Raw genomic sequence first — 13,856 nt, 5'->3', positions numbered from 1 at the left:
CATCGAGGCCACCGCGACCGGCTCGCCCACCCGGATCGACGACGAGACGGCCGGGATCCGCCTGGTCTCGAACACTCCGGGAGCCGTGGCCGGGCACCTGCAGCGCGCGGTGGCCTGTTACGTCTGCAAGCAGCTCTACACGCAGGTCGACGCCTTCTACCACCAGCTGTGCCCGGAGTGCGCGGCGGCCAACCGCGCGAAGCGGGACCCGGACATGGACCTGACCGGGCGGCGGGCCCTGCTCACCGGGGGGCGCGCCAAGATCGGCATGTACATCGCCCTCATGCTGCTGCGGGCGGGGGCTCACGTGACCATCACGACCCGGTTCCCCCGCGACGCGGTCCGCCGGTTCGCCTCGATGCCCGACCACGCGGACTGGGCCGACAGGGTCCACGTGATCGGTGTGGACCTGCGCGATCCCGCCCAGGTCGTGGCACTGGCCGACGAGGTCGCCGCCGCCGGGCCGCTGGACATCCTCATCAACAACGCCGCCCAGACGGTGCGCCGGTCCCCCGGGTCGTACTCCGGACTCGTGGACGGCGAGTCCGCACCCCTCACCGGACGGGCCGCAGACATCCCCATGATCACCATGGGCCGCACCTCCGAGCTGCACCCGGCCGCGCTGATGGGCGGCGAGTCTGCGCTCATCGGCTCCGACGAGGCCGAACGCGAGGCCGGACACATCGCCGAGCAGGCACTCCTGGCCGGGTCGGCGTCCCTGGACCGTGTGGCCGCCGGCACCGCCATCGACGCCGGCGGGCTGCTGCCGGACGTGGTCGACCACAACAGCTGGGTGGCCACTGTCGAGCAGGTGGAGCCCATGGAGATGCTCGAGGTGCAGCTGTGCAACTCTGTCGCGCCGTTCATCCTGGTCTCCCGCCTGCGGCCCGCGCTGGCGGCGTCGGGCGCCCGGCGCAAATACGTCGTCAACGTCTCCGCCATGGAGGGGCAGTTCTCCCGGCGCTACAAGGGCGCGGGGCACCCGCACACCAACATGGCCAAGGCGGGCCTGAACATGCTCACCCGCACCTCCGCCGAGGAGATGTTCACCGAGCACGGCATCCTCATGACCGCCGTGGACACCGGGTGGATCACCGACGAGCGGCCGCACACGACCAAGGTCCGGCTCCACGAGGAGGGCTTCCACGCTCCTCTCGACCTGGTGGACGGGGCGGCGCGCGTGGTCGATCCGATCGTGCGCGGTGAGGCCGGCGAGGACCTCTACGGGTGCTTCCTCAAGGACTTCCGACCCAGCCCGTGGTGAGCGATCCGGACACCCGGCGGCCGGGACAATAGGATCGTCGGCATGGACTCACCCACCTCGGCGGCAGTGCACCTCATCCTGACCACCGAGCTCCTGCCCGCGCTGCGCGAGGTGGTGACCGAACTCGGCGGGGACGGCCCGGACACCCTGGTCCATTCGCGACCCACGGCGGTGGGGGCGGCGCACCCGACCAACTCCGCTGCCGCGACGGTCCGTCATCTCTGCGGGGTCCTCACCTCCTGGGGGGCGGCGTGCCTCGGCGGTGAAGAGGTCCGCCGACACCGGGAGTCGGAGTTCACGTACGACGGGCCGGTCGAGCCCGAACTCGACAGGCTGTCCGCACTGGCCGACCGGGTCCCGGACTGGACCACGGCGGCGCTGCTGCGGGGCGACCTCGCACATCCCGCCGGGACGGCGTTCCCGGTGGAACGGGCCCGGGCCGCCGGCACCCTGACCGTGGAGTGGGTGCTGGCGCACATCCTCCACGACGTCGCCACCCACCTCGGTCACCTTGAGGTCACCCGCGACGTCCTGCTGTCCGCCGGCCCCCGGTGACCTCCTCCCCCGGCGGGATGGACCCCGGTCGGACCGGCCGGATCCCGGTCCTGCTCGACTGCGACCCGGGGATCGACGACGCCCTGGCGATCGCCTACCTGGTGGCCGAGCACCGAGCCGGGTCGATCGACCTGGCAGGGCTCGTGTGCACGGCCGGCAACGTCGGCATCGAGGACACGGTCCGCAACGCTCTGGCCTGGCTGGACCTGGCGGGCGCTCCCCCCGTCCCCGTGTCGGCCGGGGCCGCCGGCGCGACGGTCGTGCCCCACGCGTTCACGCCGGAGACGCACGGCCCCCGTGGTGCGGGGCACGCGGGGCTGCCGCCGTCGACGAGGGTTCCGGATCCGCGGAGCGGAGCCCGACTCTGGGTGGACGCGGCTCGCGCTGCCCCGGGTGAACTGGTGGGGATCGTGACCGGTCCCTCGTCCACGATCGCTCACGCGCTGGAACTCGAGCCCGCGCTCCCGCGGCTGCTGCGGCGGCTGGTCGTGATGGGCGGGTCCTTCCGCGGACACCCGGGCAACACCACGCCGGTGAGCGAGTGGAACGTCGACGTGGACCCCGAGGCCGCCGACCGGGTGTGCCTGGCGTGGGAGGCGGCCCGGTCCGTGGACCCGTCGGTGCCGCCCGTGAGGTGGTGCGGACTCGATCTGACCGAGCGCGCGGTGTGGACCCCCGAGCACTCCGAGCGGCTCCTGGCGGCGTCCGGGACCCCGCTGGCCAGGCATCTGGTCGACGCGCTGCGCTTCTACTTCGAGTTCCACGAGTCCGTGGGCGAAGGCTACCTGGCGCAGGTGCACGATCCCCTGGTGGCCTGGCTGGCACTCCGCCCCGGGGCGGCCCTGACCGAGCCCGTCCATCTGCGTGTCGAGTGCGCGGGCGAGCACACCCGGGGGATGACGGTCGAGGACCGCCGTGGACACCGCGGGCGGCCGGCGAACGCCGAGCTCGTGGTCGACCTCTCCGTTCCGGGCGGTGCGGGGGCGGTGGTCGAGGAGGTCGCCGCCTCGATCGCGGACCTACACTGAGATGACCTCCACCGGTCCGCTCCTGCATCAGGGCCACCACCCGCACGCGGTTGACCACCCCGGGATCGCCGGGTGGAACCGGTGCTAATCTCGTCCGGATGCCCTGGCGTCGGCACCCACCGTCGCGGGACAACGGATCGTCGTCTCACTGTCAGTTCACCCCGGGAGAGTCCATGAGGCCTGTCGCCGCCGTCGCCTTCGCTGGTGGAGCCGTCGCGGCCGGGTTCGCCGCGCGACGCCTCGCTCAGCCCGCCCGGCCGACGGCAGCAGCTCCGACCCCGGTCGACGCTCCCGACACCGCCGCCGCCGAGGCCACCGGTCCCGAGATCGCCGCCGCCGAGGCCACCGGGGAGCAGCAGCCGCGGCTCGCCGGTGCACACGGTCACCTCCCCGCACTCGAGGGTCTCCGCGGCCTCGCGGCGATCGGCATCATCACCACCCACGTCGCGTTCGTGACCCGGATGTCTTACGGGACGCCGGTACGCCGCCTCTACGGTCGGTTGGACATGCTGGTGGCGGTGTTCTTCGCCAAGACCGGCTTCCTCCTGTGGCGCGCACACTCCGACCACGCCCGCCGCGACCGGCCGGGAACGGCCCGCGCGGTGATCCCCTACCTGCGGGCCCGCCTCGTGCGGATCATGCCCGCCTACGCGGTGCTCGTCGCCGTCGCGATGGTGCTCCTGCCCCAGAACCGGGTCAACGGCCCCGTGGTCTGGCTCCGCAACCTCACCCTGACGCAGATCTACCAGCGGAAGTTCCTCGTCTCCGGGCTCACGCACGCCTGGTCCCTCGCGGTCGAGATGGCCTACTACCTGGCTCTCCCGGCGCTGTGGACCGGGATGAAGAACCTGCGCGGCGACCGGGCCCGATGGCGGCTGCCCGCCGTCGGCGCCTTCGGGCTCTCCGGTCTGCTGTTTCCGCTGATCCCCTGGCAACGCCTCCGGCTCCTGCCCAGGGGCGTCAACGACCAGATCCTGCCGCCGGCGTTCTCCGCCTGGTTCGCCTCCGGGATGCTACTGGCCGAGCTGGCCACCGCCCGCCCGGGACTGCTCGCCCGATTGAGCCGGGCACCGTACGCGAGGTGGGGGTGGTGGGCGGCTGGCGCAGGGGCGCTGTTCGCCACGACGTCCCCCCGCTGGTTCTCCGAGGGCTTCCACCACCCGAGCGGCCGCGAGTACGCCGCGCGCAACGGGCTCACCGCGGCGATGGCGTTCTTCTTCCTGGGACCGATCGTCCTGGCCCCGGCGGGCTCGCGCTTCCGCGTCCTGGAATCGGCACCCCTACAGGCGATCGGCCGCTGGTCGTACGGAATCTTCCTCTGGCACCTGATCGTGCTGCACTACGCGTTCCCGCTCACCCGCACCTCGCTGTGGACCCGGCGGATGGGCGTGATCTGGCCCGTGACCGTGGCCGGGTCGATCGCCGTGGGCGCGGCCAGCTACCGGTTCATCGAGGAACCGGCGCGAAAGTTCCTCTCTCCGCACGCCTGAACTCGACGCCGAGTTCTCGTAGGGTGAGCGCAACACCGCGGACAGGCGCGCGGTCGCGACGAAGGAGAACAGCTATGGGTTACATCGGCGGCGGAGTGGTCCTCGTGGTGATCGGCGCGATACTCATGTACGCGGTTGAGGTCACCATCCCGGGAATCGACTCGAACACCCTCGCGGTGATACTCATGGTGGCCGGTGTGGTGCTCTTCGTGATCGGTCTCCTGTTCGCGATGCGCTCCCGGGGCCGCCGGGTGCCGGACGAACGGTACTGAGCCCGCGCGCGACATCTCCCGCGCGGATGCCCCGGGAGCGGAATCCGGAGAGCGCGGAGATTCTTTTCGCGGACCTGTCGATCTCCCGGGGGCCGTTCGTCATCATGGTGTCGCCGCTCTCGCGGCCGACGCCCACCACGATCGGTCAGGAGATCGACATGAAATACGTACTACTGCTCTTCGCAGACCTCGATGCCGCCCGCTGTGGCGAGGACGCGGTCACCGGCGCGGACGAGGGTCCCGGCGTCGAGGAGTTCATGGCCTTCGATGCGGAGCTCGAGAAGGCCGGGGTGCTCGCCGGCGGGTTCGCCCTGGAGGATCCGGACACGGGGGTCGTCGTGTCCATCCCACCGGGCGCGACCGAGCCCGTCGTGACGTCGGGGCCGTTCGCCGAGAGCAGGGAGTTCGTCGGCGGGACCATCATCATCGATGTCCCCGACATCGACGAGGCACTGACGTGGGCGGCCCGGTGTCCCGGGGTCCACGGTGGGCGGGTCGAGGTCCGCGCCATCGCGGAGTTCTAGATGCATGTCCGTGTGTCCGGGGTGGGAGCGGGGGCCCACCCGTGACCTCCCCGGGGCCCGCGGCGTCCGATGCCCTGGCCGCGATGAGGCGTGAGGAGAGCTCCCGGCTGCTGGCTGCGCTGGTGTCGCGGTTCGGGGACCTCGAACTGGCCGAGGACGCCGCGCAGGACGCTCTCACCGCAGCCCTGGAGACGTGGCCGAGAACCGGTGTCCCTCACACCCCGCTGGCCTGGCTGATGACCACCGCGACCCGCAAGGCGATCGATCAACTCCGGCGGGAGAAGGCCTTGACGGAGCGGCTGGCGAGGTTGCGGGTAGAGCAGGAGAGGCGGCCCCCGCCGCCGCCGAGCGTGTCGCCCGCGGATCCGGACGACATCCCGGACGAGCGGCTCGAGTTGTTCTTCGCCTGCTGCCATCCGACCCTGGGAATCCAGGAGCAGATCGCGCTGACCCTCCGGTACCTGGCCGGACTGACCACAGTCGAGATCGCCCAGGCCTTCCTCGTCCCGGTCCCCACGATGCAACAGCGCCTGGTACGCGCGAAGGAGCGCATGCGGGTGACCCGGATCCCGGTCCGCGTGCCGGAGGCCGCCGACCTCCCACGGCGCCTACCGGCGGTCCTCGCCGTGATCTACGTGGTCTACACGGAGGGCTACGCGGCGACGGAGGGCGCGCGACACCTGCGCACCGAGCTCACCTCCGAAGCCATCCGCCTCGGGCGCATCGTCCACAGACTGATGCCGGGGCAGAGCGAGGTGGCGGGGCTTCTCGCCCTGATGCTGCTCACCGAGGCGCGGGCGCCGGCGCGGTCGGGCCCGGACGGCATGCCGATTCCCCTGAGCCAGCAGGACCGCTGCAGATGGGACCGTCTCCTCGTCGACGAGGGGCTCGCACTGGCCCGGACCGCTGCCGCGGGAGGGCCAGGGAGGTACAGCGTCCAGGCGGCGATCGCCGCACTCCACGCCGAGGCCCAGGACGTCGACTCGACCGACTGGGCCCAGATCGTGGTGCTCTACGACATCCTGCTGAATCTCTCCCCCGGTCCGGTCGTGCGGGTGGCCCGAGCGGTCGCGCTCGGGCATCGGGACGGGCCCCACGCGGGAATGGTGGCACTCGACGCCCTGGCCTCGGATCCGACACTGCGGGAGCACCACCCGTTCCACGAGGCCCGGGCGGTGACTCTGGAACTCCTCGGTCGGAGCGAGGACGCGCGCCTGGCCTGGGCACGCGCCTTCGAACTCTCGAGGAACGAGGCCGAGCGTTCCTATCTGATTCGTCGGTGGTGGGAGGCGTAGCCGGCGGGGCGCCGAGTCCGCCGACTGGTCCACCTGCTACGACTGACCCGAGCGCTCCGGGCGTTTCGAGTCGAAGGCGTCGATGATGGCCTGGGCCGCGAGAGCCGCCGTCAGCGTCCCTTCGCTCACGCGTCGCTCGACATCGGCCGTGACCCGTCTCACGTCCGGGTCGGCCGCGAGCCGCGCCATGAGCGTGTCGTGCACCATCGACCGGGTCCACTCGACCTGTTGGCGCGCGCGACGGGCCTCGACCTCGCCGATCTCCCCCATCGTGTCCTGGTGGGATCGCACGGCCTCCCAGAATTCGTCGAGACCCTCGCCCTCGAGCCCCGACATGGTCAGGACCGGAACCTTCCACACCGAGTCCGCCGGTCGCACGAGTCGCAGCGCCGCGCCGAGTTCTCGCGCGGCGCGCCTGGCGTCCTTGACGTGGGGGCCGTCGGCCTTGTTCACGGCGACCACGTCGGCCAACTCCAACACGCCCTTCTTGATGCCCTGGAGCTGGTCGCCGGTGCGGGCGAGGGTGAGGAACGTGAAGCAGTCGACCATCCCGGCGACGGCGACCTCGGACTGGCCCACCCCGACGGTCTCGACGAGGATCACGTCGAAACCCGCGGCCTCGAGGAGGACCATGGTCTCCCGGGTGGCCTTGGCCACGCCCCCGAGCGTCCCGGAGGTCGGTGAGGGCCGGATGTAGGCGCGGGGTTCCGTGGCGAGCGTCGCCATCCGGGTCTTGTCGCCGAGGATCGAACCGCCGGTGCGCGTGGAGGACGGGTCGACGGCGAGCACCGCGACCTTGTGCCCCTTCTCCACCAGGTACAGCCCGAACGACTCGATGAACGTCGACTTGCCCACGCCCGGTACCCCGGTGATCCCGATGCGCAGGGCTCCCCCGGCATGCGGCAGCGCTCCGAGCAGCAGCTCCTGCGCCTTTTCGCGGTGCGCGGGGTTCGTGGACTCCAGCAGCGTGATGGCGCGCGCGAGCACGGGGCGGTCGTCGTGGAGCACTCCCTCGAGGAGGGCCCCCACGTCGATCTCCCGACGCGGCCTCGCGCCCGTCGCGGAAGGGACCGGGCCGCGGACCGCACCGGTTCCGAGAGTCGTCGACAGACTGCCCGTGGTGTTGCCCGAGCCCGCGGGATCGGGACCGGAGCCGAGGCGGTTCAGGACTCGGCCCCGGAGGAGGTCAGCTCGTGCCCGAGCTCACGGGCGAGTGCCTCGAGCAACTCGATGGCCGCGTCGGAGATCACGGTCCCGGGCGGATAGATCGCGGTCGCACCGGCGTCGTAGAGCTCCTGGAAATCTCCGGGAGGGATGACGCCTCCGACGGTGACCATGATGTCCTCGCGTCCCACCTCGGCGAGCGCCTCCCGCAGCGCCGGGACCAGGGTGAGGTGACCGGCGGCCAGCGACGACACGCCGACCACGTGCACATCGGCGTCCGCGGCCTGTCGGGCGACTTCGTCCGGGGTCTGGAACAGCGGGCCCATGTCGACGTCGAAACCCAGGTCCGCGAACGCGGTCCCCACGACTTTCTGGCCGCGGTCGTGGCCGTCCTGACCCATCTTGGCCAGGAGGATGCGGGGCCTGCGACCCTCCAGTTCGGAGAACTCCTCGGCCATCTTCATCGCCCTGGTGACGTTGTCCACGGCGCCCTCCTTCGACACCTCCTGCCGGTAGACGCCGGACAGCGTCTTGATCTCGGCTTTGTGTCGACCGTAGACCTTTTCGAGCGCGTCCGAGATCTCGCCGATGGTCGCGTGGGCGCGGGCGGCGTCGATGGCGAGCGCCATGAGATTGTTCTCCAGCCCGCTCCCGGCACCCCCGGCCGCCGCCTCGGTGAGTCTGGCGAGAGCCGCCTGACACGCCGATTCGTCGCGTTCCGCACGGAGTCTGTCCAGCTTCGCGAGTTGCTCCGCGCGCACGCGCGAGTTCTCGACCTTGAGGACCTCGATCTCCTGGTCCTCGGTGACGACGTACTTGTTGACCCCGATGACCGGTTGGCGCCCGGAGTCGATCCGCGCCTGGGTGCGGGCCGCGGCCTCCTCGATGCGCAGCTTCGGGATCCCCTCGCCGATGGCCTGCGCCATCCCCCCCGCCTCCTCGATCTCGATCAGGTGCAGGCGGGCCTTGTCGGCGAGCTGGGCGGTGAGCCACTCGATGTAGTACGACCCTGCCCAGGGGTCGATCGGGCGGGTCGTGGCCGACTCCTGCTGGAGCAGGAGCTGGGTGTTGCGCGCGATGCGCGCCGAGAAGTCGGTGGGCAGGGCCAGCGCCTCGTCCAGCGCGTTGGTGTGCAACGACTGCGTGTGGCCCTGCGTCGAGGCCATGGCCTCGATACACGTCCGGGCCACGTTGTTGAACACGTCCTGGGCGGTGAGGGACCACCCGGAGGTCTGGGAATGGGTGCGCAGCGACTTGGACTTCTCGTTCTTGGGCCCGAACTTCTCCACGAGTTCGCTCCACAGCAGACGGCCGGCCCGGAGCTTGGCGATCTCCATGGAGAAGTTCATCCCGATCGCCCAGAAGAAGGACAACCGGGGTGCGAACTTGTCGATCTCCAGCCCGGCGTCCAACCCGGCACGCAGGTACTCGACGCCGTCCGCGAGGGTGTACGCCAGCTCCAGATCCGCCGTCGCGCCGGCCTCCTGGATGTGGTAGCCGGAGATCGAGATGGAGTTGAACCTCGGCATCTTCCGGGAGGTGTAGGCGAAGATGTCCGAGATGATCCGCATCGAGGGCGTGGGCGGATAGATGTAGGTGTTGCGGACCATGAACTCCTTGAGGATGTCGTTCTGGATGGTCCCCGCGAGTTGTTCCGGTGTCACCCCCTGTTCCTCGGCCGCCACCACGTACAACGCGAGGATCGGTAGCACGGCCCCGTTCATGGTCATCGACACGGAGACGGCGGACAGGTCGATGCCGTCGAAGAGCTCACGCATGTCGAGGATCGAGTCGATCGCCACGCCCGCCATCCCGACGTCGCCGGCGACACGGGGGTGGTCGGAGTCGTACCCGCGGTGGGTGGCCAGGTCGAACGCCACCGACAGGCCCTTCTGGCCCGCCGCGAGGTTGCGCCGGTAGAAGGCGTTGGACTCGGCAGCGGTCGAGAAGCCTGCGTACTGCCGGATCGTCCACGGCTGGTTGACGTACATGGACGGGTACGGGCCGCGGAGGAACGGGGCCGCTCCCGGGACGGTGTCCAGGGGGAAGGGGGTGACCTCCTCGCCGTCGTCGGTCGGGGCGTCGCCCGCCTCGACCGCGTCACGGTCCGCCTTGGTGAACACCCGCTTGACGTCGATACCCTCGGGGGTCTCCCACCGCGGTCCGGCGTCGACGTCCCGGTCGACACCCCCGACGGCGTGGTGGTCGACGGCGGTCTCCACACCGTCCGGTAGCGGAGCACCCTCACTGGTCTCGCGCAGCGGGGCGATGCTGAAATCGGGGAAGGTGGTCATGTCACTTCACTCCCAGCTGATCGAGGAGGGCGGTCAGGGCGGCGACGGCGTCGATCCCGGTGGCGAGGTACCCGTCCGGCCGGTCCGTGGCGTCGGCGGGGAACCCCTTCTCGGCGCCGGCGAGGTAGACCGTTCCCACACCCGCCTCACGCAGCGCACGGACGGCGTCCGGGCCCTCGGTGGCGTAGCGCTTGTCGGCGCCGCAGAGGACGGCGATGTCCTCATCCTTCCGGACACCGGCGTACTGGTCTGCCGCGGTCGCCAGTGGGTTCCGGGTGTCGATGCCGCCGGCCGCGAGCAGGTTGGCGACGAAGGTCACGCGGCCCGTGGTCTCGGCCATCGGGCCGAGCCCCGCGAGCAGGACCGTCGGCCGGGACCCGGTGGCCTCCAGGTGGGCGTCCGAGCGATCGCGCAGGGCTTCGAAGTCGCGGCCGTACCGGTAGTCCTCGCCACCCCGGCGCGTGGAGTCGAGTGGCGGCTCGGCGAGGTTCGGGAACTCGGAGACCCCGGTGACGGGTGCCGTGCGGTGAGCGATGTCGGCATCACGGGCCTGGCGGACACGGGCGATGGCGTCGGCGACGCTCCCGGAGGCGATCGCGGCCGCGAGTCCGCCCTCGGACTCGACGGTCTGGAACGCGGACCACGCCGCCTCGGCGAGCGAATCGGTGAGTGATTCGACGTACCATGATCCGCCGGCCGGGTCGACGACGTGCCCCAGGTGCGACTCCTCGAGCAGCAGCAGTTGGGTGTTCCGGGCGATCCGCTCGGCGAAGGCCCGAGAGGTGCTCTCCAGACCTCCCGGCAGGGAGACGTCGAACGGCAACACGGTCACGGAGGTGGCGCCGCCGACCCCGGCACCGAACGCGGCGAGAGTGGTGCGCAGCATGTTCACCCACGGGTCACGCCGCGACATCATGGCCGCGGAGGTCACGGCGTGCTGGGGCGCGTCCCCGGCGTCGGGCGCGCCCAGCAGCTCCGCGACGCGGGCCCACATCAGACGCCCGGCACGGAACTTGGCGATCGAGACGAACTGGTCGTCGGTGGCGGCCAGTCGGAACGAGATCTGGCGGAGGGCGAGGTCGACGTCGAGCCCCGACGAGACCAGGGCGCGCACGTACTCCAGGCCCGCCGCGGTGGCGTACGCGAGTTCCTGGGCGTCCCCGGCACCGTCGGCGTGGAAGACCGTGCCGTCGGCCACGAAGGTCCGGACGGTCTCCTCCCGCTCGGCCACGCGTGTGGCGAGAGAGACCGCCGCGCCGAGGTCGATCGACCGCGAGGGCCCCCCGTCGCCGTACGCGGCGGTGACCGGTGCCGCACCGAGGTCGGCGATGATCGCGGACCGGTCGGTCACCCCGTCGCCCGCGGCCCTGCGCTGGTCGAGCAGTTCGAGGAACGCCTCACCCACCTCGACGAGGTCGGCACCGGCGTCGAACGTCACCGGGGCGAGGTCGAGATAGACGTCCTTGAGGACGGCACCCACCTGGGAGGCGGGCACCCGCAACCACAGGGCGGACGCCCCCTGGCCGAGAAGGTCCAGAACGGCGGTGTTGACGTCGCTCGGGTCGCCCTGGGCGTCGACCCGGACGCAGACGTGCCAACCGTTGTCCGGCAACCCTGACCGGTCCCCTCCTCGCACGAACGGGAACGAGCCCGGTGCGGAGCGCTCGGGCGTCTCGTCGGCGCGCGTGTAGAGGGGGTTCACCTCGATCCCGTCCCGGGTGGTGGCCACGAGGGCGCGCCACGCGTCCTCCGGCATCTCGGACGGATCCTTGCGGGCGGCCTTCGCGAGGACGGCTCCCACAGAGGCGTACCAGGACTGAAGGTCGGGACCTGTGGTCGGACTGGACACCGGTACCTCGTTCTCTTGTGGAGTGAAGGGGGTCACCTCGGACTCTAATGCAGCATCTTCGCCCGCCGGAACGTGACCGTGTGTGCGGGGTCACCGGCGCGGGTACGACGGAGCCCTGGGACTAGAGTCGACGCGTGCGAGGACGGGTGGCGGGGTGGGCAGCGGTCGTCCTGCTCCTGGTGTTGCTGGCCACCGTCATCCCGACCCCTGGCCTGGAGCAACTGCGTGGCTGGGCGGACCAGCTGGGACCGTGGTTCCCGGTCGCGTTCTTCACCGCCTACGCGCTCGTCACGGTGGGCCCGATCCCCCGGTCGACCTTCACGTACTCGGCCGCGGTGCTCTTCACCCCCGCCGTGGCGATCCCGTCGTCGTTGGTGGCCTCCGGGGTAGCGGCCTCGCTGGCGTTCGTCGGGGTCCGCCGGCTGGGCCACCGCCGCACCGCCTCGTTGCGCTCGGACCCCCGCATCGCTGCGGTGGACGCACGTCTCCGACGGCGCGGATGGCTCTCCGTCGGGAGCCTGAGGTTGGTCCCGGCGGTGCCGTTCTCCGTACTCAACTACGCGGCCGCCCTCACCTCGATCCCGTTCCGGCAGTTCCTCGTCGCGACGGTCCTGGGCAGTGCTCCGGGGACCGTCGCGGCGGTCCTGCTGGGGCACTCCCTCACGGAGGGCGACGGAACCGCCGCACTGTGGGCGACCGCCGCGTTCGCCGGGGTGGGGCTGGTCGGCATGATCCTGGACGCCCGCCTGCCCGTTCGGGGCGACGACGACACCGAGCCGGGGAACGACACCGAGGCGTCGTGAACCGTGCCCCGGGGGATCAGGCGGGCTCGGTGACGAAGTCCACCAACCGCTCGACCGCACCGAGCAGGGCCGGTTCGATGTCGCGGTAGGAGCTCACCGCCGCCAGGACCCGCCGGAAGCCGTCCGCGGGTTCCCCCCAGCCCAGACGGTCACAGATGCCCGTCTTCCAGTCCTCCCCACGCGGCACCACGGGCCACGTGTGGATGCCCACGGCCCGGGGCTTGACCGCCTGCCAGATGTCGACGTACGGATGGCCGGTCACCAGCACGTCGTCCCCGAGCCCGGCCACGATGCGCGACTCCTTGCTGCCCTCCACGAGGTGGTCGACCAGGACGCCCAGGCGCGCCTGCGGCGTCGGCCCGAACTGCCCCACCAGCGCGGGCAGGTCGTCGATCCCGTGAAGCGGTTCCACGACGATCCCTTCCACACGCAGGTCGTGGCCCCAGATCTTCTCGACGAGGGCCGCGTCATGGATTCCCTCGACCCAGATTCGGCCCGCGCGCGCGGTCCTGGCTCGCAGGCCCTCGACCTTCCGGGACCCGGACGCGGTGACCTTCGGGCCCGCTTTCACGACCGGCCCGGGCCGACGCAGGGTGACCGGTGAGCCGTCGATGAGGAAGGCCGAGGGGGTCATGGCGAAGAGGCGGACCAGGCCGCGACGGTCCTCGAGCTTCACGAAGTCGCCGTCGGGGGTGTGGCTGAAACCCACCACGGCTCCGCAGAAGCCGGAGTCGGCGTGCTCCGCCACCAGATCGCTCTCGGCGACGACGACGGGGATCTCCGGCCGGCGGCGCCGGGCGGTCCCGGACAGGACGTCGGATCCGTACATGTCTGTCATGGCCCGACAGGCTAGCCGGATGCGCGGACCGGGAGGGGGCGGCGCACCGACCGGTAGGATCGATCGTCATGTCACGCCCCCTCACCCGCGGCGCCGCGCTGTCCCCCGCGTGGCCACTGCCCCTCGTCCTGCTGCGTACCGCCTGGGGAGACCAACCGTTCGACGCCCTCACCGGATATGTCTCGGGGCTCGCGGGGTCCCACCTGGTCGAGGTCACGGGTGATCCCGTGCGGATGCTGGACGGGGTCTCCCCCGCCTCGGGACCGACCGCACTGCTCCCGGGCCTGATCACCTCACTCCGCCGATCGGGTCGGACGTATCCCGCTCCGGAGTCGCTCGCCCTGCTGACCGCCGCGCCCGGGGACTCGTCGAGCCTGCCCGCTGTCCCCGCGGTCCGGTCCGACGTGGCGGCGGCGGGATGGGGCGTCCTGGTCCGCGACCCGGCGAGCCGTGAGGCGGTCGTTCTCACGTGCGTCCACC

12 protein-coding genes and 1 pseudogene are annotated in these 13,856 nt (G+C 71.4%); 9 read left to right on the top strand and 4 right to left on the bottom strand.

Features of this window, described 5'->3' with window-relative positions; genetic code table 11:
* The 7 genes from G6026_RS04235 to G6026_RS04205 form a co-directional block, all read left to right on the top strand.
* The coding region (locus tag G6026_RS04235) for an SDR family NAD(P)-dependent oxidoreductase (RefSeq protein WP_182612339.1) at positions 1–1,264 on the top strand (1,264 nt) is incomplete at its 5' end.
* A 42-nt stretch (positions 1,265–1,306) separates the two neighbouring features.
* On the top strand, positions 1,307–1,819 hold the full coding sequence (locus G6026_RS04230) for a DUF664 domain-containing protein (protein ID WP_107756465.1): 513 nt from the start codon (positions 1,307–1,309) through the stop codon (positions 1,817–1,819).
* On the top strand, positions 1,816–2,847 hold the full coding sequence (locus G6026_RS04225) for a nucleoside hydrolase (RefSeq protein WP_107756466.1): 1,032 nt from the start codon (positions 1,816–1,818) through the stop codon (positions 2,845–2,847). The genes G6026_RS04230 and G6026_RS04225 overlap by 4 nt, the downstream gene beginning before the upstream one ends.
* A gap of 173 nt (positions 2,848–3,020) precedes the next feature.
* Complete coding sequence (locus tag G6026_RS04220; protein WP_182612338.1) at positions 3,021–4,337, top strand: acyltransferase; 1,317 nt, start codon at positions 3,021–3,023, stop codon at positions 4,335–4,337.
* Positions 4,338–4,411: 74 nt separating this feature from the next.
* Positions 4,412–4,609: a hypothetical protein gene (locus tag G6026_RS04215; RefSeq protein WP_017836767.1), complete on the top strand. Its 198-nt coding sequence runs from the start codon at positions 4,412–4,414 to the stop codon at positions 4,607–4,609.
* Positions 4,610–4,635: 26 nt separating this feature from the next.
* Complete coding sequence (locus tag G6026_RS04210; RefSeq protein WP_228549068.1) at positions 4,636–5,133, top strand: YciI family protein; 498 nt, start codon at positions 4,636–4,638, stop codon at positions 5,131–5,133.
* A gap of 41 nt (positions 5,134–5,174) precedes the next feature.
* The gene (locus tag G6026_RS04205; protein ID WP_309230194.1) at positions 5,175–6,428 is read left to right on the top strand and encodes a sigma-70 family RNA polymerase sigma factor; all 1,254 of its coding nucleotides are present in this window, start codon (positions 5,175–5,177) and stop codon (positions 6,426–6,428) included.
* Positions 6,429–6,464: 36 nt separating this feature from the next.
* On the opposite strand, the gene meaB is transcribed toward G6026_RS04205, so the two are convergent.
* The 3 genes from meaB to G6026_RS04190 form a co-directional block, all read right to left on the bottom strand.
* Positions 6,465–7,463, bottom strand: a complete 999-nt coding sequence (gene meaB / locus G6026_RS04200) for a methylmalonyl Co-A mutase-associated GTPase MeaB (protein WP_309230195.1) — start codon at positions 7,461–7,463, stop codon at positions 6,465–6,467.
* Between the two features lie 128 nt (positions 7,464–7,591).
* Positions 7,592–9,886, bottom strand: a complete 2,295-nt coding sequence (scpA, locus tag G6026_RS04195) for a methylmalonyl-CoA mutase (protein WP_107756470.1) — start codon at positions 9,884–9,886, stop codon at positions 7,592–7,594.
* Position 9,887: 1 nt separating this feature from the next.
* Positions 9,888–11,735: a methylmalonyl-CoA mutase family protein gene (locus G6026_RS04190; RefSeq protein WP_194860727.1), complete on the bottom strand. Its 1,848-nt coding sequence runs from the start codon at positions 11,733–11,735 to the stop codon at positions 9,888–9,890.
* A gap of 134 nt (positions 11,736–11,869) precedes the next feature.
* Here G6026_RS04190 and G6026_RS04185 point away from each other — a divergent pair, with 134 nt between their 5' ends.
* A complete protein-coding gene (locus G6026_RS04185) occupies positions 11,870–12,538 on the top strand; it encodes a TVP38/TMEM64 family protein (protein ID WP_231750557.1) in 669 nt (222 codons plus the stop codon).
* Between the two features lie 16 nt (positions 12,539–12,554).
* Here G6026_RS04185 and G6026_RS04180 read toward each other — a convergent pair whose 3' ends face one another.
* Positions 12,555–13,367, bottom strand: a complete 813-nt coding sequence (locus G6026_RS04180; protein ID WP_107756473.1) for a DUF3097 domain-containing protein — start codon at positions 13,365–13,367, stop codon at positions 12,555–12,557.
* Positions 13,368–13,444: 77 nt separating this feature from the next.
* Here G6026_RS04180 and G6026_RS04175 point away from each other — a divergent pair.
* Positions 13,445–13,856 (top strand): annotated as a pseudogene (locus G6026_RS04175) (hypothetical protein); the annotation flags it as partial.

The sequence above is a fragment of the Dietzia sp. DQ11-38-2 genome (assembly GCF_014145055.1).
In the GTDB taxonomy this organism is placed as follows: domain Bacteria; phylum Actinomycetota; class Actinomycetes; order Mycobacteriales; family Mycobacteriaceae; genus Dietzia.
The sequence above is the reverse complement of the archived record's forward strand: the minus strand, read 5'-3'. Positions and strand labels throughout refer to the sequence as shown.

Bases quoted from the DNA above. Each gene is read 5' to 3' on its own strand.
- scpA (WP_107756470.1), bottom strand. From the start codon at position 9,886: ATGACCACCTTCCCCGATTTCAGCATCGCCCCGCTGCGCGAGACCAGT.
- G6026_RS04220 (WP_182612338.1), top strand. From the start codon at position 3,021: ATGAGGCCTGTCGCCGCCGTCGCCTTCGCTGGTGGAGCCGTCGCGGCC.
- G6026_RS04230 (WP_107756465.1), top strand. From the start codon at position 1,307: ATGGACTCACCCACCTCGGCGGCAGTGCACCTCATCCTGACCACCGAG.
- G6026_RS04215 (WP_017836767.1), top strand. From the start codon at position 4,412: ATGGGTTACATCGGCGGCGGAGTGGTCCTCGTGGTGATCGGCGCGATA.
- G6026_RS04180 (WP_107756473.1), bottom strand. From the start codon at position 13,367: ATGTACGGATCCGACGTCCTGTCCGGGACCGCCCGGCGCCGCCGGCCG.
- G6026_RS04210 (WP_228549068.1), top strand. From the start codon at position 4,636: ATGCCCCGGGAGCGGAATCCGGAGAGCGCGGAGATTCTTTTCGCGGAC.